Origin of the sequence: Methylomonas sp. MS20 (assembly GCF_050275925.1) — a bacterium.
GTDB lineage: Bacteria > Pseudomonadota > Gammaproteobacteria > Methylococcales > Methylomonadaceae > Methylomonas > Methylomonas koyamae_A.
Window position 1 is genome coordinate 2301886 of record NZ_CP189962.1, and the last position, 18663, is coordinate 2320548.

The 18663-nt window shown below is 59.0% G+C and carries 12 protein-coding genes and 3 tRNA genes; 9 read left to right on the forward strand and 6 right to left on the reverse strand.

The annotated features are described in order from the left end of the window. Window positions 1-148: 148 nt before the first annotated feature. Complete coding sequence (locus tag ACQE3D_RS09965; RefSeq protein ID WP_313728107.1) at window positions 149-3769, reverse strand: hydantoinase B/oxoprolinase family protein; 3621 nt, start codon at window positions 3767-3769, stop codon at window positions 149-151. A gap of 153 nt (window positions 3770-3922) precedes the next feature. Here ACQE3D_RS09965 and ACQE3D_RS09970 point away from each other — a divergent pair, with 153 nt between their 5' ends. Beyond that, window positions 3923-4675, forward strand: coding sequence for a hypothetical protein (locus ACQE3D_RS09970; RefSeq protein WP_313728106.1), 753 nt, complete (start codon window positions 3923-3925; stop codon window positions 4673-4675). 61 nt (window positions 4676-4736) lie between these two features. On the opposite strand, the gene ACQE3D_RS09975 is transcribed toward ACQE3D_RS09970, so the two are convergent. Continuing rightward, window positions 4737-5582, reverse strand: a complete 846-nt coding sequence (locus ACQE3D_RS09975) for a PEP-CTERM sorting domain-containing protein (protein ID WP_313728105.1) — start codon at window positions 5580-5582, stop codon at window positions 4737-4739. Between the two features lie 378 nt (window positions 5583-5960). Between ACQE3D_RS09975 and ACQE3D_RS09980 the strand changes: the two genes are divergently transcribed. From ACQE3D_RS09980 to ACQE3D_RS09990, 3 genes are read left to right on the forward strand one after another with little or no spacing between them, the layout of a single operon-like run. Then, on the forward strand, window positions 5961-6941 hold the full coding sequence (locus tag ACQE3D_RS09980; protein WP_313728104.1) for a cytochrome-c peroxidase: 981 nt from the start codon (window positions 5961-5963) through the stop codon (window positions 6939-6941). Further along, window positions 6938-9001 (forward strand): DAHL domain-containing protein, encoded by a 2064-nt coding sequence (locus ACQE3D_RS09985; RefSeq protein ID WP_313728103.1) that lies wholly within the window; start codon window positions 6938-6940, stop codon window positions 8999-9001. Before ACQE3D_RS09980 ends, ACQE3D_RS09985 begins: the two co-directional genes overlap by 4 nt. Next, on the forward strand, window positions 8991-10415 hold the full coding sequence (locus ACQE3D_RS09990) for a sigma-54-dependent transcriptional regulator (RefSeq protein WP_313728102.1): 1425 nt from the start codon (window positions 8991-8993) through the stop codon (window positions 10413-10415). The genes ACQE3D_RS09985 and ACQE3D_RS09990 overlap by 11 nt, the downstream gene beginning before the upstream one ends. 92 nt (window positions 10416-10507) lie before the next feature. On the opposite strand, the gene ACQE3D_RS09995 is transcribed toward ACQE3D_RS09990, so the two are convergent. Then, window positions 10508-11695 (reverse strand): OmpA family protein, encoded by a 1188-nt coding sequence (locus tag ACQE3D_RS09995; protein WP_313728101.1) that lies wholly within the window; start codon window positions 11693-11695, stop codon window positions 10508-10510. A gap of 162 nt (window positions 11696-11857) precedes the next feature. On the opposite strand from ACQE3D_RS09995, the gene ACQE3D_RS10000 reads away from it, so the two are divergent. From ACQE3D_RS10000 to ACQE3D_RS10020, 5 genes are all read left to right on the forward strand, one after another. Then, the gene (locus ACQE3D_RS10000; protein ID WP_313728100.1) at window positions 11858-12301 is read left to right on the forward strand and encodes a tetratricopeptide repeat protein; all 444 of its coding nucleotides are present in this window, start codon (window positions 11858-11860) and stop codon (window positions 12299-12301) included. Between the two features lie 6 nt (window positions 12302-12307). Further along, the gene (gene gltX, locus ACQE3D_RS10005; protein WP_313728099.1) at window positions 12308-13711 is read left to right on the forward strand and encodes a glutamate--tRNA ligase; all 1404 of its coding nucleotides are present in this window, start codon (window positions 12308-12310) and stop codon (window positions 13709-13711) included. A gap of 44 nt (window positions 13712-13755) precedes the next feature. Next, window positions 13756-13831 (forward strand) — tRNA-Ala (locus ACQE3D_RS10010). An 18-nt stretch (window positions 13832-13849) separates the two neighbouring features. Further along, window positions 13850-13925: transfer RNA gene (locus ACQE3D_RS10015), tRNA-Glu, on the forward strand. A 58-nt stretch (window positions 13926-13983) separates the two neighbouring features. Further along, window positions 13984-14059, forward strand: a tRNA-Glu gene (locus ACQE3D_RS10020). 213 nt (window positions 14060-14272) lie between these two features. Here ACQE3D_RS10020 and ACQE3D_RS10025 read toward each other — a convergent pair. The 3 genes from ACQE3D_RS10025 to gshA are packed head-to-tail and all read right to left on the reverse strand — an operon-like array spanning window position 14273 to window position 18605. Beyond that, complete coding sequence (locus ACQE3D_RS10025) at window positions 14273-16240, reverse strand: acyltransferase family protein (RefSeq protein ID WP_313728098.1); 1968 nt, start codon at window positions 16238-16240, stop codon at window positions 14273-14275. Window positions 16241-16285: 45 nt separating this feature from the next. After that, window positions 16286-17014, reverse strand: coding sequence for a phosphoadenylyl-sulfate reductase (locus ACQE3D_RS10030; RefSeq protein WP_313728097.1), 729 nt, complete (start codon window positions 17012-17014; stop codon window positions 16286-16288). Between the two features lie 4 nt (window positions 17015-17018). Further along, window positions 17019-18605 carry a glutamate--cysteine ligase gene (gene gshA, locus ACQE3D_RS10035; protein WP_313728096.1) on the reverse strand — a complete coding sequence of 529 codons (1587 nt, stop codon included), beginning with the start codon at window positions 18603-18605 and terminating at the stop codon, window positions 17019-17021. Window positions 18606-18663: the final 58 nt, after the last annotated feature.

Below are 18663 nucleotides of genomic sequence, written 5' to 3' on the forward strand. Positions count from 1 at the left end.
GAATCCGTTCACGAGACGGATGGCTTAGATGGTAGGGTGGGCATATTGCAAACAGATGACAAGGTCCGCCGAAGGAGGGGGCCGCGCTCGACCGGGGATTTGCGGGGGATAGGGCACGCCGCTGAATTTTACGGCGCGTTCGTCGGACTTAGGCCGCGCCGAATCCGCCGCCGCCCGGCGTTTCGATGACTAAGTTGTCGCCGGCTTGGACCTGGACTTCGGCTCGGCCGGGCAGGATTTGTTCGCCGCCGTCGGCGCGTAACAAACGGTTGACGCCAAGGGCGCCCGGTGCGCCGCCGTGCAGCCCGAACGGCGGCAGGCGCCGATGGCTGGACAGCAGTGAAACCCGCATCGCTTCGCGAAATTCGATGCGGCGAATCGCGCCGTTGCCGCCGCGATATAGTCCGTCGCCGCCGCTGCCGGGACGTATCGCGAATGCTTGCAGTACCACCGGAAACCGCTGTTCCAAGACTTCCGGATCGGTGATGCGCGAGTTGGTCATGTGGGTATGCACGGCGTCGGCGCCGTGAAAGCCGGCCCCGGCGCCGGCCCCACCGCACAAGGTTTCATAATATTGATAATCCTGGTTGCCGAAGGTCAGATTGTTCATCGTGCCTTGCGAGCCGGCCAGCACGCCGAGCGCGCCGTATAGCGCATCGACCACGTATTGCGAGGTTTCGACGTTGCCGGCGACCACGGCGGCGGGCGGGCGCGGATTCAGCAGGCAGCCGGCCGGAATCACGATGTCCAACGGCTTCAGACAACCGGCGTTGAGCGGGATGTCGTCGTGCAGTAGGGTACGAAACACATACAGTACGGCGGCCTTGCAGACCGCCGCCGGCGCATTGAAATTGTCCGCCAGTTGCGGCGAGGTGCCGCTGAAATCGATGCGGGCGGTGCGCGCGGCCCGGTCTACCGTGATCGCGACCGCGATTTTCGCGCCCTGATCCAGTTCGTATTCGAAACGGCCGTCGGTTAGCGTTGCCAACAGCGCGCGGACGCAGGCTTCGGCGTGGTCTCGCACATGGCGCATGTAGGCGTTGACTACCGGCAGGCCATAGCTGGCGATCAGCGCGGCCAATTCCTCGGCGCCCTTGCGGTTGGCGGCGATCTGGGCTTGCAGGTCGGCCAGGTTTTGCTCGGGATTGCGGGCTGGATGGCGATGGTCGCTCAGCCAGACCCGAATCGTGGTTTCCTGGAATTCGCCGCGCGCCAGGATTTTCAGGCCGGCGCTGCACACGCCTTCATCGTCGATATCGCGGCTGTGGGCCGGCATCGAGCCGGGCGAAATGCCGCCGACGTCGGCATGGTGGCCGCGCGAGGCGACGAAGAACAGTAACTCGCGGCCGGCAGCGTCGAACACCGGCGTGACCACGGTGATGTCGGGCAAGTGGGTGCCGCCGGCATAAGGCGAATTCAGCAGAAAGGCCTCGCCCGGCTCGAAGCGGCCGGCCTGATCCCGTAACAACGCAAGCACGCTTTCGCCCATCGAACCCAGATGCACCGGAATGTGGGGCGCGTTGGCGATCAAATTGGCGTCGGCGTCGAACAGCGCGCAGGAAAAGTCCAGGCGTTCCTTGATGTTGACCGAATGCGCGGTGTTTTGCAGCACGAAGCCCATCTGTTCGGCGACCGACATGAAGCGCTGGTTGAATATCGCCAGCAGCACCGGATCGGGGCGGGCTGCCGCGTCGGATATTTTTGCCGCGTCGCGGCCGGTTGACGGTTCGGCGCTAGCCGAGGCCGGGCAGGCTTGCAAGAGAAGATCCCCGCCGGCCAGCCGTTGCGCCCGCCAACCGGGCTCGACGACGATGGTCGAGGTCGGCTCCAGCACGACGGCCGGGCCGGTCAGGGTTTGGTCCGCCGCCAGATTTTCGCGTCGGTAGACCGGCGCGGCGTGCCACGCGTCCCGGCTGAAAATTCGGGTGAAGCTACCTGGCCGGCCATCGCGCGGTTCGGCGTCGGCCGGTGCGGCCGCGCTGCGCTGTTCGGCGCCGGCAATGCATTCGACTTCGATCGTGGCGATACAAATCGGCCGGTCGGCGTAACAAAAGCCGAAGCGGCTTCGATAGCGTTGTTCGAAACCGGCCAGAACTAGCGGTGCCGGACCGGATTCGACGCTCAAGGCGGTGTCGCTGCCTTGGTAACGCAAGCTCAGGCGACGTTCGCGAACCGGCTCCGGATCGGCAACGCCTTGCTCGCGCAGCTCGGCCAGGGCTTGACCTTCCAGGGCCAGAAAAAGTTGATCCAGTTCGGCGGCGTCGATGTCGTCCCAGCGTCGTTCCAAAGCCCGTTGTTTCAAGACCCGAAAATCCGCCAAACCCATGCCGTAGGCCGACAATACCCCGGCCAGCGGATGCAGCAACACGCGCGGCATGCCCAGGCGTTCGGCCAGCAAACAGGCGTGCTGGGCGCCGGCGGCGCCGTAGCAACACAAGGCGTATTCGCCGAGGTGATAACCTTTTTGCACCGAGATTTTCTGGATCGCCTCGGCCATGTTTTCGATCGCGACGCTGAGAAAGCCTGCGGCGACTTGTTCAGGGCCGCGTCGGTCGCCGGTTTCGCGATGAATGCGCTCGGCCAGCTCGGCAAACAAGGTTTTCACCCGGTCAAGGTCTGGCGGCAAATCGCCGTTCGGACCGAACACCGCCGGAAAGTCGGGGAGTTTGCCGAGCAGCAGATTGGCATCGGTGACGGTCAGCGGACCGCCGTGCCGATAGCAGGCCGGACCGGGATTGGCGCCGGCCGAGTCGGGTCCGACCTGGTAGCGTAGGCCGTCGAAATGCAGAATCGAGCCGCCGCCGGCCGCGACGGTATGGATCGCCATCATCGGCACCCGGATGCGCGCGCCGGCGATTTCGCTGTCGCAGCTCCGCTCCAGCTCGCCGGCATAGTGCGCCACATCGGTCGAGGTGCCGCCCATGTCGAAGGCGATGATCTTGGACAAACCGGCCCGCCGCGCCACCGCGACCGCGCCGATCAGGCCGCCGGCCGGGCCGGACAAGATGCAGTCCTTGCCTTGAAAGTCGGCGGCGCGCACCAGGCCGCCGTTGGATTGCATGAACCACAGCCGGGCGTTGGGGTCGTGGTCGGCCAGACCATGTTCGACTTGTTCGACATAACGGCGCAGCACCGGCGACAAGTAAGCGTCCACCACGGTGGTATCGCCGCGAGCGACGAACTTCGGCAAGGGGCTGACTTGGTGAGACAGCGAGATCTGCTTAAAGCCGACGGCCACGGCGAGTTCGCCCAGCGCCAACTCGTGGGCCGGATAACGCCAGGCGTGCATCAACACGATGGCGACGGCGCGCAGGCCTTGCCGGTAAAGCGCTTGCAATTGCTCCCTGGCCCGGTCGCGATCCAGCGCCTGCAACTCGCTGCCGTCGGCGGCCGTACGGGCGTCGATTTCGACGACGCAAGCGTATAACGGCTCCGGGCGGCGGATGTCGAGCGCGAAAATATCCGGCCGGTTCTGGTAAGCGATGCGCAAACAGTCGCGGTAGCCTTGGTTGACCAGCAAGGCCAGCGGTTCGCCTCGGCGTTCCAACAAAGCGTTGGTACCGACCGTCGTGCCCATTTTGACATTGGCGATGCGGCGATCGGCGGCGCCGTCCAAAATATCGCGAATACCTTGCAAGGCTGCGTCCCGATAGCGCTCCGGATGGTCCGACAGCAGTTTGCGGGTGACGATGTCGCCGTCGGCCGAGCAGGCGACGATGTCGGTAAAGGTGCCGCCTCTATCGATCCAGAATTGCCAGCCTGCTGCCATCGAAATCCGCCCAGAAGAAATTGCCGATCAAAAATTGCGTCACTTTATGTGATGATAGTCGGTTTAAGAAAGGGTCCGCCGGCCGGATTCGTCAACGATATGCGGCGAATCCGGCCGGCAGGCGCAATAATAATCACTGGAGAGGGGGAGTGCGTGGAAACTTTGTTCGATATCGCTTTGCTGGCCATTGCGGCGTATGCCGCCAGGGCCTATTTGCTGTTGCCGGAGACGGTGCAGGATAGAGACATCTTTCCGAGCCGGGCGGCGACTTTCGTGACCCGCTTGGTGCGTGAGCAAAACCTTCGCGACGTGCCTGCCGATCGAGCCAAACCGATTTCGATCGCCGGTTCGGCCGCGGAGGCAGATGCGGTGGAGATCGTCGAAAACCCGGCCGCCGAGTTGACAACGGCGATCGAGGAAACCGCCCTTGTCGAGACGCCGGCCGAGTCGGCGACGGTAACCGATGATGTTGAAACGATGGCCGAAGCGGCACCGCGCGTGCCGGAAGACTCCATCTTGAGCCGCCATTATTTCGCGCGACTGCTGGCTGAAAAAGCCGCGCTGGCAAATCCGTATCCGACCGAGTCGGTGCTGCGCCGGCACTATCGGCAACGTCTGGATGCGCTGCTTGATCTGAAGGCGTCGGACTCCGAGAGCGCTAGCGACCATGATGTAATTGAAGCAGCGCCCGATTTCGCCGATGAATCGGCGAATCTTGAGCTTGCGGATGGCGGTGCCAGCGTTTCGGTCGCCGTCCCAACCGATTCGGTGTTGAGACGGCATTTTCTGGCGCAGCTACAACGGGAACTTGAGGCCGAATGGCCGGATAGTCCGACCGATTCGGTTTTAAAGCGCCATCGCCAACAGTGGTTGGAAGCGAAAATCGCCGCCCAACTTGGCGAATAATCCGAGCTGATCCGACAGGCCCGTCGGCGCCGAATAAGACGCCGACGGCGCTAGTCTGCGATTAAACCGCTTGCGGCGCGGTTTGTTTACGCTTGCCGGTGCCGAGCAGGCCCAACAAACCGCTCAAAAATAGCCAGGTGGCGCCCGGCAGCGGTACCGCGGAAACGCCGGTCAACGAAAAAGCTTGGTTGAACGGGGTGCCGCCGACAATATCGGTGCCGATCCGCAGCCAGTCGGGGGCCAGGTTTTCATCGCGTATCCAGGATTGCAGATCCGGCGAGAACGGCCCGCTGCCGCCAACGATGGGTTTGGCCGCCGATAACCACAGAAAATTGCCGTTCTTCAACTCCACCTGCGGCACGAAAAAGTAGTGATCGGCGTCCAGCGTGATGGCTTGGCTGAAATCGATATTAAAGCTGATTTCCCGACCGCTGACGGCGCCTTCGCCGCCGGTGGTTTGGTTCGGTAGCGGGTGAATGCCGTTCAACACCGAGTTGGCGGCGGTGGCGACATCGCCGAGCACGCTGACGCTGTAGCTCAGCGTGTTATCGGCCGAACCGCGCGATTCGAATGCCACGTCGGCGGGTGAATTGACCCGGGTCGGGACCCGGCCGGACGGCGGATTGACCGAGTCTTTATCGAAAACCCGGTAAATTTCCACATTGACGTTGGCAATGTCGGCCAAGGTGGCGCCATTCGCCAATAAGCCGGTGAAACTGGCCTGGCGAAGTTGGGTTTTCTCGGCCAGGATGAAATCGTCGGCCGATTCGATCTCCAGGGCTCCGGCTTGGGCGCCGACAGCGATTCTAAAGTCGGGGTCGCCGGTGCTGAAGCTAAAGGCCGAGGCTTCGTAAGACGTCGCGAACAAAGCGGACAAGGTCAGGACGGGAATGAATTTGTATTGCATGGTCGTTCTCCTAAATTGTAATGAGTCATGATGAGACGGAGTCTCCGATACCGAAACTGCTGACAGCTGCTGGCAATGACTATTGCGAGCAGCGTGCCAAGTCTGCTTTCGAAAATTAATTTTTGATTTTCATTGGTTTAGCCGAGACTGGCCTTGGATTTTTCCTGGCCGAGTCCGCGACGAAAGTTGCGGCGTTTTAGCCGAAATCCGCGGCGGACGCCGGTCGACGCCGGCTGACCTCATGCGTCGGCAAGGTGGACGCGGCAACTTTCGTCGCAGGGGTGTCCGCGGCGGTTTAATCATCGAAGGGGGTAGGGCTGTGCCGATTCGAAGTAACCATCATTCGCCGCATCCGGAAAAGCCAGCGGAGCGGCAAGCGTGAACCGGAAACGGTATCCGGGTATTTTGGCGATAGGCTGGCTCAGTCTCGCTTGCGCGGCTCTGGCGCGGGCGGAAGTACTGCCGACATTGCTGCCGCTGCCGACGACGGTTGGCGGAGATCCAAACCGTATTGCGCTGGGACAACGTTTGTTTCACGAGCCCAAGCTGTCCGAGCAGGCTACCCGCTCTTGCGCCAGTTGCCATCCGCTCGATGCCGGCGGCATGGACGGCAAAGCCCGCGCTGCATCGGCGGATGGCGCGGCGGTTTTGCGCAATACCCCCAGTTTGTTCAACGTGGCGTTCAATTACTTTTTCAATTGGGACGGCGTCGTGACGACGCTGGAAGCGCATACCGAAAAAGTCATGTTGAATCCGAATATCATGAATGCCAAATGGCCGGGGGTGATCGCGCGCTTGGCCGGCGAGGCCGATTATGTCGTGGCCTTCGCCAACGCGTATCCGGACGGATTGACGCCGGCCAACGTCGTCGATGCCGTGACCAGTTTCGAGCGCAGTCTGGTGACGCCGAACGCCCGTTTCGATCGCTTTCTGCGCGGCGACAGCGCGGCGTTGAGCGCCGAAGAACAACAGGGTTACCGTTTGTTCAACGATCTGGGCTGCGTGGCCTGCCATCAAGGTATCAATCTGGGCGGCAATTTGTTCCAAAAGTTCGGCGTGTTCGGCGCGCCGCCCAGCGAGGCCGATGCCATCGACGCCGGTCGCTATCTGGTCACCGGCAATCCCAGGGACAACGGCGTGTTTCGCGTGCCCAGTTTGCGCAACGTCGCCGCGACGGCACCCTATTTTCACGACGGCCGCGCCGCCGATCTGGAGACCGCGGTCAGTACGATGGCCAAATACCAGCTCGGCAAGCCGCTGGCCGCGCGGCAACGCGATTTGCTGGTCCAGTTTCTACGTAGTTTGACCGGCGAATATCGGGGTAAATCGGTACTCGCCGAGCCTCCCGCCAAACCATGACCGGCTTTTCTTGGAAACCCAGGTTGATCGTCGCCGCCCTGGTCAGTGCGATTACTTATCTTTGGATACAGAGCGCCAATCCGGAATTGGAACGGCGCGATCGCTTGCAGGCGACGCTGCGGATCATCGAATTGCGCGACGCCGAATTGATGCGCGACATCTTGCTGACCAGGGCCGGATTGCTAACCAATTACGACGCATTGACCCGGACCGGCCAAGCCTTGCTGAGTTTGTCGCGGAGTCTGCGCGACGAGCTGGCGGCTTCGGCAAACCCCGCGCCACGTCGGATGAGCGATTTGGCGGGCGGTTTGTCCGCCACGATACAGGACCGGCTGACGCGGATCGAATATCTGAAATCGGACAATGCCTTGTTGCGCAATTCGGTGATGTCCTTCAATGAGATCGGTAGAAACCTTCAGGTAAGCGCCAAGCCGGCCGAAAGCGCCAGGCTCACCAATTTGTGGCGGTTGATGGCCGGCTTTTTAGACAAGGCCGGATCGGGCACCGCTCTGGAGCTCGAACAGGAGCTGGAGCGTTTATCCGGGCTGAATTCCCTGTCCGACGATTATCAGGTGTTGCTTGCCCACGGCCGATTGATTGTCGAGGTTTTGCCCAAGGTCGACGCGGCGTTGCAATCCATCATCGGCCAACCGATTTTAAGCCGGATCGACGACTTGCAACACGCTTTGCGTCTTTACGGCGACGTCGCCGAACGGCGCGCTGAACACTTTCGCTTGGCGTTGTATCTGGTGGCGGTGCTGTTGGCGGCTTATCTGTTGTATCAGTTCGCGTTGTTAAGGTCGCATACCTTGGCTTTGCGTAGGGCGCACGCCAGTTTGAAACAGGAGATAGGCGAACGCTTGCAGGCGGAGTCCTGGTTGCGGGAAAGCGAAGCCCGCTTGCGGGCTATTACCGATTCAGCGCGCGAAGCGATCGTTTCGGTGGATGCCGGCGGCAACCTCGTTTCCTGGAACCGGGGCGCGGCGTTAATGTTCGGGGAGGCTGCCGAAGAGGCCCTCGGGACGTCGAGCCAACGTTTCTGGATGGCGATACAAGCGCAATTGCAAGCGGAAGCCGATGCGACCGACCGGATGATAAATCCAATCACCGAATCGCTTGGAATACGTCGGGACGGTGAGACGTTTCCGATCGAAGTCTCACTCTCCCATTGGACCCGAGGCGAGGAGCGCTTTTCGACCACGATTATTCGGGACATCAGCGCACGCAGACAATTGGAAGCGGTGGCCAGACAACAGGAGCTGCAACTGATACAAGCCAACAAAATGACCGCTTTGGGCACTTTGGTATCCGGGGTCGCGCACGAAATCAACAATCCAAATCAACTGATTTTGTTGAACGCCGGTTTGCTGGCCGATATTTGGAGCGACGCGCTGGAGATTTTGGACGATCGCTACCGGGCCGGCGGCGAGTTCTCGTTGGCCGGTTTGCCGTATACCGAGTTGCGCGCTAGCGCCGGCGTCTTGATAGACGACATCGGAGACGGTGCCAAACGCATCGAGCGCATCGTGGCCGACCTGAAACATTATGCCCGTCCGCAAACCGAACAGGCGGGCGCCGCATTTTCGCTGAACGAGGCGGTGGAGCGCGCGGTTCGTTTGGTCAAGCACTTGATCGCCCGCAAAACCGAGTGTTTCGAAATCCGCTTGGATTCGGCGCTACCGCCGCTGCAAGGCGACCCGCGGCAGGTGGAACAAGTCGTCGTGAATTTATTGATTAACGGGCTGGACGCTCTAACCGATACCGACCAGACGCTCGGCGTAGCAACCCGCCGGCTGGACGACGAGGGCGAGGTCTGCGTCGAGGTCACGGATCAGGGGGGCGGGATTTCCCCAGAACACATTCAGCAACTGTGCGACCCGTTCTTTACGACCAAGCAAGCGTGCGGCGGTACCGGATTGGGTCTTGCGATCAGCGCTTCGCTGATGCGCGCCCACGGTGGCCGCTTGAACTTTTCGTCCGAACCGGGGCGGGGCACGGTGGCCCAAGCGATTTTTCCGGTCAACTCTAAACCCCGGTCGGCGGCCGAACATGCGGACTAAAGCGTTAAATCCGTTACCGATTTTATTGGTCGACGACGAATCCCAGATACTGCATAGCGCCAGTTTGGTCTTGCGCGGCGCCGGCCATGCCGAGGTATTGACGCTGGACGACAGCCGAGCGGTTTTACCGTTGTTGGCCGAACGGCCGGTTGGTGTGATCGTGCTGGACTTGACGATGCCGCATCTGTCCGGATTGGCGTTGCTGGCCTCGATTGCCGCCGAATATCCGGAGATCGCCGTGATCGTGATGACCGCCACCAACGATTTGCCGACTGCGGTGGAGTGCATGCGTAACGGCGCCAGCGACTATTTGCTGAAACCGGTCGAGCGCGATTGTTTGGTTGCCGCGGTACGCCGAGCCGTCGAAGCGCGATTGCTGCGAGCCGAGTTGCTGTCGTTGAAAGACTGCTTGCTGGCCAACCAGCCGCACCAGCCGAGCCGCTTCGAAGAAATCGTTACCCAAAGTCCGGCGATGTTTGCGATTTTTCGTTACATCGAAGCCGTCGCCGCGTCGCCGCAACCGGTGTTGATCAGCGGCGAAACCGGCACCGGCAAGGAATTGATCGCCCGCGCCCTGCATCGGCAGTCCGGCCGGCCCGGCGAATTGGTGGCGGTGAACGTTGCCGGATTGGACGACAACCTGTTTGCCGACACCTTGTTCGGCCATGCGAAAGGTTCGTTTACCGGCGCGGAGCGCGCGCGCGACGGTTTGATCGCCAGTACCGGCGACGGTACATTGTTTCTGGATGAAATCGGCGACTTGAGCATCGCTTCGCAAGTCAAATTGTTACGCTTGCTGCAGGATGGCTCTTACTATCCGATTGGCGCGGACCGGCCGCGCCAGAGCCGGGCGCGCATCGTGGTCGCCACTCACTGCGACGTCAAGCGCCAAGCCGAACAGGGCGGGTTTCGCAAGGATTTGTACTTCCGGCTGCGTACCCATCATATTCAATTGCCGCCGCTCCGCGAACGCCGCGAGGATTTGCCGCAACTGGCCTTGCATTTTGTCGAGAAAGCGGCGGCTAGCCTTGGCAGGCCGGCGCCGAACGTGCCGCCGGCATTGTTTCAATGGTTGGAGAATTACCGTTTTCCGGGCAATATCCGCGAGTTGGAAGGCTTGTTGTTCGATGCTGTCGCTCGCAGTCAGGGTGCGGTGCTATCGTTGCAAAGCGTGAAGGACGCGATCGCCGACGAAGGCTTCGGCAATCGGTCGGGCGACGCCGCCGGGGAATTTGCCGCGCCGGCCGCCGAATTTCCGGAGCGCCTGCCGACCTTGAAAGAAGCCGAGGAAGCCTTGATCGGCGAGGCCTTGCGCCGTGCCCAGGGTAATCAGGGCGTTGCCGCCGGCTTGCTGGGTATTAGTCGGCAAGCCCTGAATAAACGTTTGATTCGGCGCGACGCGGATGGCTTTTGACCGGCCGCTTGCCCCGAATGGCGAACCGGCGCGGCCCGGACAAAAAAGGGAGGCCTAGGCCTCCCTCGTTTTACTCCGCCAGACGGCGCGAATTAACGGTCGGTGCGTTTGTAGACGACGCGGCGGTTGTAAGCGCGGCCCTCGTCGGTTTCGTTGGTATCGACCGGTTGCGATTCGCCGAAACCTTCCGCGGTCAAACGTTTGCCGTCGACGCCTTGTTTGATCAACTCGTTTCTGACCGCGTTGGCGCGGCGTTGCGACAGTTTTTCGTTATAGGCGTCGCTGCCGTAGCTGTCGGTATGACCTTGAATCTCGACCGTCAGGCCGGGGTTCAGTTTCATCACTTCGACCGCGTTTTGGATCAGCGGGTGGTATTTGGATTTGATGTCGGACTTGTCGAAGTCGAACAATACGCCGCGGAACGCCCAGCAACCGTCTTTATCGACGATCGCGCCTTTCGGGGTGTCGGGGCATTTGTCGGCGCAGTTGTTGACGCCGTCCTTATCGTCGTCCTGTTTCGAGCAGTCGGCGACGGCGGGTGGAGTGCCGGCTTTCAGGAATACGTTTTTAACGAAGTCGCTCATGTCTTTCGGAGAGCTGATCGCATCGGCCGTGGTCGAAAAGCCGCAACCGCCGGCATCGGCGATTTGTTGCAATTCGGCTTGCCCGGCGGCGTCTTCGTCGTTACCGACCCACACCGTGTAGATGCATAAGCGGTCGCCGTACTGAGCTTTCAGGGCGGCGGCGGCCGGGGCGGGCGAGGACTCTTCGATGCCGTCGCTCAATACGATCAGCGCCAAATTGCCGGTGCCGCCGGCCAGGTCTTGGTTGGTCGCTTCCAACGCGGTTGCCAACGGGGTACCGCCGCTGGAACAGGTCAACGAACTTAGCGAGCTTTCGAAACCGGCTTGAGTGTAGCTTTGCAGCGGCTGGTTCAACTTAGTCGCGCTCCAATCCAGGCAAGGGCCGAAACCGAAGCTGCGCAGGCCGGAAGTCAACGGGATGCTGGGAATGGATTTGTTGAATTTGTTGAGCAGGTTTTTCTCGACATCAAGTTTGGTACCGCTGTATTCGGCAGAATTGACGAAGGTGCGGCTCATCGAAGAGGACGAATCGTTGACGACCAGGAAGCTATTGGTTTTCTGAACCAGTTTTCCGGATTTGACCAAGGCGTTCAGGTCTTCGGGTTGGAATGCCTGGAAGGTATTGCTCGATTGAGTCGCGCAACCGGACAAAATAGCGCCCGCCAAGCCGGCCGTAACGAGTAAGGTTTTTTTCATGGTGGAATTCTCCTGTTGTTATTCTTGGTAGCGGCAAGGCCGAGTTTGGATGCCTTGGGTGCTTAAGTCTAACATCAAACCCTTATTTTTTTGTACTACGTTCACCTGGATGCGGGGCCATGAAATAATGTAGGTTTGCGAATGGCCTTTTTGGGGGGAATGATGGGCAGATTGATAGGGTTATGTTTGATATTGCTGCAACTGTCGTCAGCTTGGGCGGACGAGGTTTTGCAAGCCGCCGAACAAGGCAGTCCACAGGCGCAAGCCAAGCTGGCATCCTTGTATTTATTGGGCCGGGACGGTTACGAGAAGAACGAGAAACTTGCCGCCGAATGGATGGAGAAGGCTGCCAAGCAGGGCATCGTCGACGCGCAGGTGGTCATGGGGGCATTGTACGATCGCGGCCTGGGTGTGACCGGCGATACCGATAAGGCGACCCAGTGGTACGAAAAAGCCGCCGCGCAGGGCCATGCGACTTCGTTGGCGATCTTGGGTCGCAACGACGCCGCCAAGGGCAGCGTGCAATTCAATTATCAGGCGATGCGCTTGAATGCCGCGCGATCGATACCGACCGAATACGCTAAAAGATTTTTAACCAGTAAATAAGTGAAGATGAGTATTAGAACCCGATTTGCACCGAGTCCGACCGGTTACCTGCACGTGGGCGGCGCCCGAACCGCGCTGTTTTCCTGGTTGTACGCCCGCAAGCATGGGGGCAAGTTTATCTTGCGGATCGAAGACACCGATTTGGAGCGCTCCAGCCAGGAATCGGTCAATGCGATTCTGGAAGGCATGACCTGGCTGGGACTGGAATACGACGAGGGGCCGTTTTACCAAACCCATCGCTTCGATCGCTACAAGGAAGTCATTCAACAATTGCTCGATCAGGGCGATGCCTATTATTGCTATTGCAGCCGTGAAGAACTGGATGCGTTGCGAGAGCAACAAATGGCGGATAAGGAAAAGCCGCGCTACAACGGCAAATGTCGGGATAGCGCCGATCAGCCGGAACGGGAAAGAGTGGTGCGGTTTCGCAATCCGGATCACGGCGACGTGGTGATCGAAGATTTGGTCAAGGGCCGGATTGTGGTTGCCAATAAGGAGCTGGATGACTTAATCGTCGCCCGTTCCGACGGCACGCCGACCTACAATCTGACCGTCGTCGTCGACGACATGGATATGGGCGTGACTCATGTGATTCGCGGCGACGACCACGTCAACAACACCCCCCGGCAAATCAATATTCTAAAGGCGCTTGACGCAACCTTGCCGGTCTACGCGCACGTACCGATGATCTTGGGTTCCGACGGCGCGCGCTTGTCGAAACGTCACGGCGCGGTTAGCGTGATGCAATACCGCAACGACGGTTATCTGCCGGAAGCCTTGCTGAATTATCTGGTACGGCTAGGCTGGTCGCACGGCGATCAGGAGTTGTTTTCGATCGACGAGATGATTGCCTTGTTCGAGCTGGAGAAGGTCAATGTCTCCGCGTCGACCTTCAATACCGACAAGCTAATCTGGTTGAACCACCAGTACATCATGAGCAGCGACCCGGCCCATGTCGCTCGGCATCTGGCTTGGCACATGGGCGAGCGGGGTATCGATCCGGTAACCGGCCCGGCCTTGATCGACGTCGTCAAGTTGCAACGGGAGCGTTGCAAGACGTTGGTGCAGATGGCCGATGAGAGTCTGTATTTTTATCGGGACTTCGATAGTTACGACGACAAGGCTGTCAAAAAGAACTTCAAGCCCGGCGTCGAGGACGTGTTACAGGCGGTGTGGTCCGGTTTCGACGCCTTGGCGGATTGGTCGGCCGAGCCCTTGCATCAAGTGGTGCTGGATACCGCCGAAAAGTTGCAACTGAATCTCGGCAAGGTCGCGCAACCTTTGCGCGTCGCGGTTTGCGGCGGCGCGGTGTCGCCGGCCATCGATGCGACGCTGGCCTTGCTGGGCCGCGAAAAAACCCTGGATCGGATTGCGCGCGCGATCAAATTTATCGAAGATCACGAAAATTGATAGACAGAGATTTTTAAGTCTGTATAATAGTCGGAATCAGCTACGGGGCCATAGCTCAGCTGGGAGAGCGCTTGCATGGCATGCAAGAGGTCAGGAGTTCGATCCTCCTTGGCTCCACCAATAGTTGATTTCGTCTTAGTCCCCATCGTCTAGTGGCCTAGGACACCGCCCTTTCACGGCGGTAACCGGGGTTCGAACCCCCGTGGGGACGCCAACGCACTCGGTGTGTTGTTCGAAAAGCAATTCTAAAATCCGCAGTAAAAATGTTCTTGGTCCCCATCGTCTAGTGGCCTAGGACACCGCCCTTTCACGGCGGTAACCGGGGTTCGAACCCCCGTGGGGACGCCACTTCTTGCAAACCTCGCTGGTACGCGCGAGAACGGTCTAAACCCGGTTCCGGGCTGAGTTGTCGCGAGCGACCACCCCATTCGCTATTTGCTCGTGCGTTTCTACAAACACCCCTCCCAGAAATTCCGGTAACCGATAGACGCTAGCTGGCGGATGTGTGGCGACCGGTTCGGTGTGGGGCCTAGGGATTCAGCGCGGATTGGAGCAGTGACACTAGGGGTCTTGGGAGCTAGGCGTTTCCAGTTTGGATAAGCCTAACTGCGGTACCGCCCATTCCGATCCTGCTACCGATAAGTGCCCGCCGTCTTTGTAAATCGACGTGCCGTCCGCCAACCGCGTTCGACAGTATCCATCCTCGCATAAAATATCGTCGAAGCGCAGTAAACTACTCCGACTGCGTTGTTGGACTTCGGTCAAGCTGTCGATAATGCCGCGCTGATAGACTTGGTGTTCTTCGAAGCGAAAATTGCAGTCGTGACGGCCAAGCACCAGCAAGCCGCTTTGCTTGTGTCGCCAACATTCGCCGACATCGAACCCAGGTCTGGGGGGCGGGGCGATCAATACCGGTATTTTGCCGCTAGCGGTCAGTCTGGCGAGTGTGGCCAACATTTGTTCTACCGCGAGCGCGCGGTTGCCGACGATTTTTTTGCCTTGATAAAATTGCGTCAGTTCGCCTTCGTCGAAATAGCCGGAGTAGGGCGAACTCATGATCACGTAACGGATCGACGGACTGGATTCGATAAAGCGGATGGCTTTTTCATTGAAAGCCAGACAGCGTTCGGCCCAAGTTTCATCGTAATTTTTGTCCAGCGAAGCCAGACCCAGGATTGGCGCGCAGGCTGCCATCGTAATTTGGATCATCGATTCGGCGATCGGTTTTTCGTTTTGCAAGCCGGGTATCAAATGCATCGTGTAACTATCGCCCCACAGCGCGTAGACCGGTTGCGCGGCGGAGCTGCATTGTTCCGGGTGCTCGAACACCAAACTGCCCGCGGAGCAAGCCTGCTTTAAGCCCCAATTCGGCGTCCTCGAGGTAGGTTTGGCGGCGGAGCCATTCCATGACCTGAGTAAATCGGCGGATAGCGGTGTTATAACCACCAACAGCGACGCGGCGGCCAGCCATTTAAAGGTCTTATTTCGATTGACTTGCCAGCCGTAGCGGAAGCGCTGTTCCACGTATTCGAATTGTAGATAAGCCAGCACCAGTGCGGCGAGCAACAGCAGGTATTTGACGTATAACGGGACGGCGTCGAGATAGGCGGTTCTGGCCAATGCAAATAGCGGCCAATGTACCAGATAGAGCGAATACGACCAGTCGCCCAGTTTTTCGACGGCGCGGGTCAGTAAATTTTGTGCTAGCCAGTCGCTATTGCCGGCGATCAGCACGGCCGTGGCCATCACCACTAGCAGCGCATCAATGCGGGGATGGGCGCTATCGATAGGCGCGGCGCATAAATAGCCAATCAGCAGCAAGGCCGGTAGTTTGACACGCTTGGTAACGTTTAAGGCAGGGGCTTTCAACATGCGCCAAGCCAGCAACGATCCGGTCAGCATCTCCCAAGCGCGGGTGGGTAGGAAAAAAAAGGCGGCAGTCGGCGAGTCGAGTTCGGGCAAGCGCCAATAACTCAGCCTAAAACTGACGAAAATCAAGCACAGGCTCAGACTGAGCAAGGTCGCGACTGCCAGTGCCGGAAAACGCCAGCGGGGCCTGATCAAATAAAGCATCAGTGGAATGCACAAGTAATATTGTTCTTCGACCGACAACGACCAGGTATGCAGTAGCGGCTTACTTTCCGCCGCGGTTTCGAAATAACCGGACTGAAACGGCAATACGATATTGGCGGTAAAGGTGACGGTCCCGATCAGTTGCTTAACGAAGTCGTCCCACTGTTCAGCGCTCAGCACCGTCGCGCCGAGCAGGCTGGTAAAAATCAACGTGCAATAGGCGGCGGGCAACAGCCTTTTGGCGCGTCTGGCATAAAAGCGCAGGAAGGAAAATCGGTCGGCGGCCAGGTCCCGCAGGATAATCGACGTGATTAAATAGCCGGAAATCACGAAAAACACGTCCACGCCCAGATAGCCGCCGCTGAGCGGAACGACTTCCGAGTGGAAAATCAGCACGGCGAGGATCGCGATGCCGCGCAAAAACTGTATGTCGGGACGCACGGACGTGGTTTTCATGGCCGGCAAAGCTGGAGCAATGATTATAGGAATCCTGGGATTGGCTTACTCAGGCGTCTTGACGTTTCCTCCGTGCAAGCCGCATTCTTTCTTGGTGGCTTCTTCCCACCACCAGCGGCCGGCGCGTTCATGCTGATTGGGCAAAACCGGCCGGGTACAGGGCTCGCATCCGATACTGATATAGCCGTGTTGGTGCAAGTCGTTGAACGGCACCTGATAAGCCTCGATGTAATCCCAAACCTGTGCCGACGACCAATTCAGCAGCGGATTGAATTTGATTAGCTGCTTACCAGGTCCGGAAAAGCCGGCGTCCAGTTGCACTTCCGGAATATAGCCGCGCGTGTCCACGCTTTGATCCTTGCGTTGGCCGGTGATCCAGGCATCCAAGCTAGCCAACTTGCGTTTCAACGGTTCGACCTTGCGGATGCCGCAGCATTGTTGGTGGCCCTCATCGTAAAAACTGAACAAGCCTTTTTCCTTGACGAAGGCTTCCAGACTGACGTAATCGGGGCTGAGAATCTCGATCGCGATGCCGTAATGCTTGCGTACCCGGTCGATAAAGCGGTAAGTCTCGGGATGCAGCCGGCCGGTATCCAGCGAAAACACCTGTATGTCTTTTCTGATTTGCAGGGCCAGATCGATCAATACCACATCCTCGGCACCGCTGAATGAAATGGCGATATTGTCGAAATGGGCCAGCGCGGTTTTCAGGATGGTGCGGGGATTCTTGCCTTGTAGTTCGGATTCAGCGGTAGTAAGGTCGAATGCGGTCATCGGTTCAGCTCTGGGCGAAATAACGGGATAAATATTCGTCGAAGTCCAACGTGTCCGAGGCTTCGATGTCGCGTTGTTTTTGTAGCGAAGCGGCGGCCATCGCCTCGAATTGTTGCTGGGTCGCATCGTCCAGCGGTTCGGCATTGAAATAATGCTTGTGCAGCGCCGATGTATTGCTGGCGAAACAGCCGAATTCCTGGCCGTTCTCGCGCATGCAGGCCAGGATGCGCGCCGACGGCGTCAAGGCCGGATTGTCCACCACCGCCAGTTGCTGTTGCAAGGCCAATTGATAGGGTCTATCCAGGCTGCCTCGGTCCAGCACCGCGCAGATTGCTTGCATCGCGTAGAGAATATCGTGGGCCCATTGTTGCAAGGTCAGGGTTTGGCCGTTGCGGCTCAGCTCCAGTCCGGGGCGGCGGCCTTGATTGGCTACCAACAACTGGTTGCTATTGTTGACCTGAAACTCGTCCGGGCATTGCGGCGGGCTGTCTTGGAGCAGACAGTACAGCAAAAACGCTTCCACGAAGCGGGCGGTGCTTTCGTCGATGCCGATCGGATTCAGCAGATTCAAATCCAGCGAGCGCATTTCCACGTAAAGCACCCCGCGTCGCTTCAGCGCCAGCGTCGGTTTTTCGCCGGATTGGGCGATTTGCTTGGGCCGCATCGTGCTGTAAAACTCGTTCTCGATTTGCAGGATGTTGGCGTTTAGTTGTTGATACTCGCCGTCGACCTTGACGCCGATTTTTTCGTAATCCGGGTAGGGGGTGCTGATCGCGGCCGTCAAACTGTCGACGTAACCGTCCAGCGAGTTGTAGTCGATTTTCAAGCCCGCCTGGTTTTTGCTCTTGTAGCCGATGTCGCTCATTCGCAGCGAGGTGGCGTAGGGATGAAATAGCGTGTGTTCGTCGAATTCCTTGAATTGCTCCATCAACTGCGGGCGGCTTTTAAAGAAGCTTTTGCAGATGGCCGGCGATGCGCCGAACAAGTATAAAATCAGCCAGCCCTGGCGGTGGAAATTGCGGATCAGCCCGAAGTAGGCCTTGGAAATAAACTCTTCCAACGTGGCGCCGTTGCCGGCGTAGCTATATAAGGCCGGCCACAGGGCTTCCGGAACCGAATAATTGAAATGAATGCCGGCGATGGCTTGCATCGTGCGGCCGTAACGGTGCCATAAACCCTTGCGGTATACGTGCTTCATCTTGCCGATATTGGAGCGGCCGTATTCGGCGATCGGGATACTCAAGTCGCCGTCGATACCGCAGGGCATGCTGGTGGCCAGCAACATCTCGTCGCCCAGATGCGGGTAGACGAACTGGTGCAACTGGTGCATGTAATGCAAGGTTTGCTTGATGTCGGAGAACGGCGGCGTGATGAATTCCAGCAGCGCTTCCGAATAATCGGTGGTCAGGTAAGGGTGGGTCAGCGCCGAACCCAAGGCCCGCGGATGCGGGGTTTGGGCAATCACACCGTGTTCGGTAATGCGCAGGCTTTCCTTCTCTATGCCTTTCAGCCCCTGTTTTAGTAGATATTGTTGATCGTTGTCGATCAGGTACTTCAGGCGGTCGGGTAACTCGCAATAGGTGATGTTCATCGAATCAGTGATTAAGCGCCGAGGCGTCTCCAAGAAGCCCGGCATTATATAGGGGGAG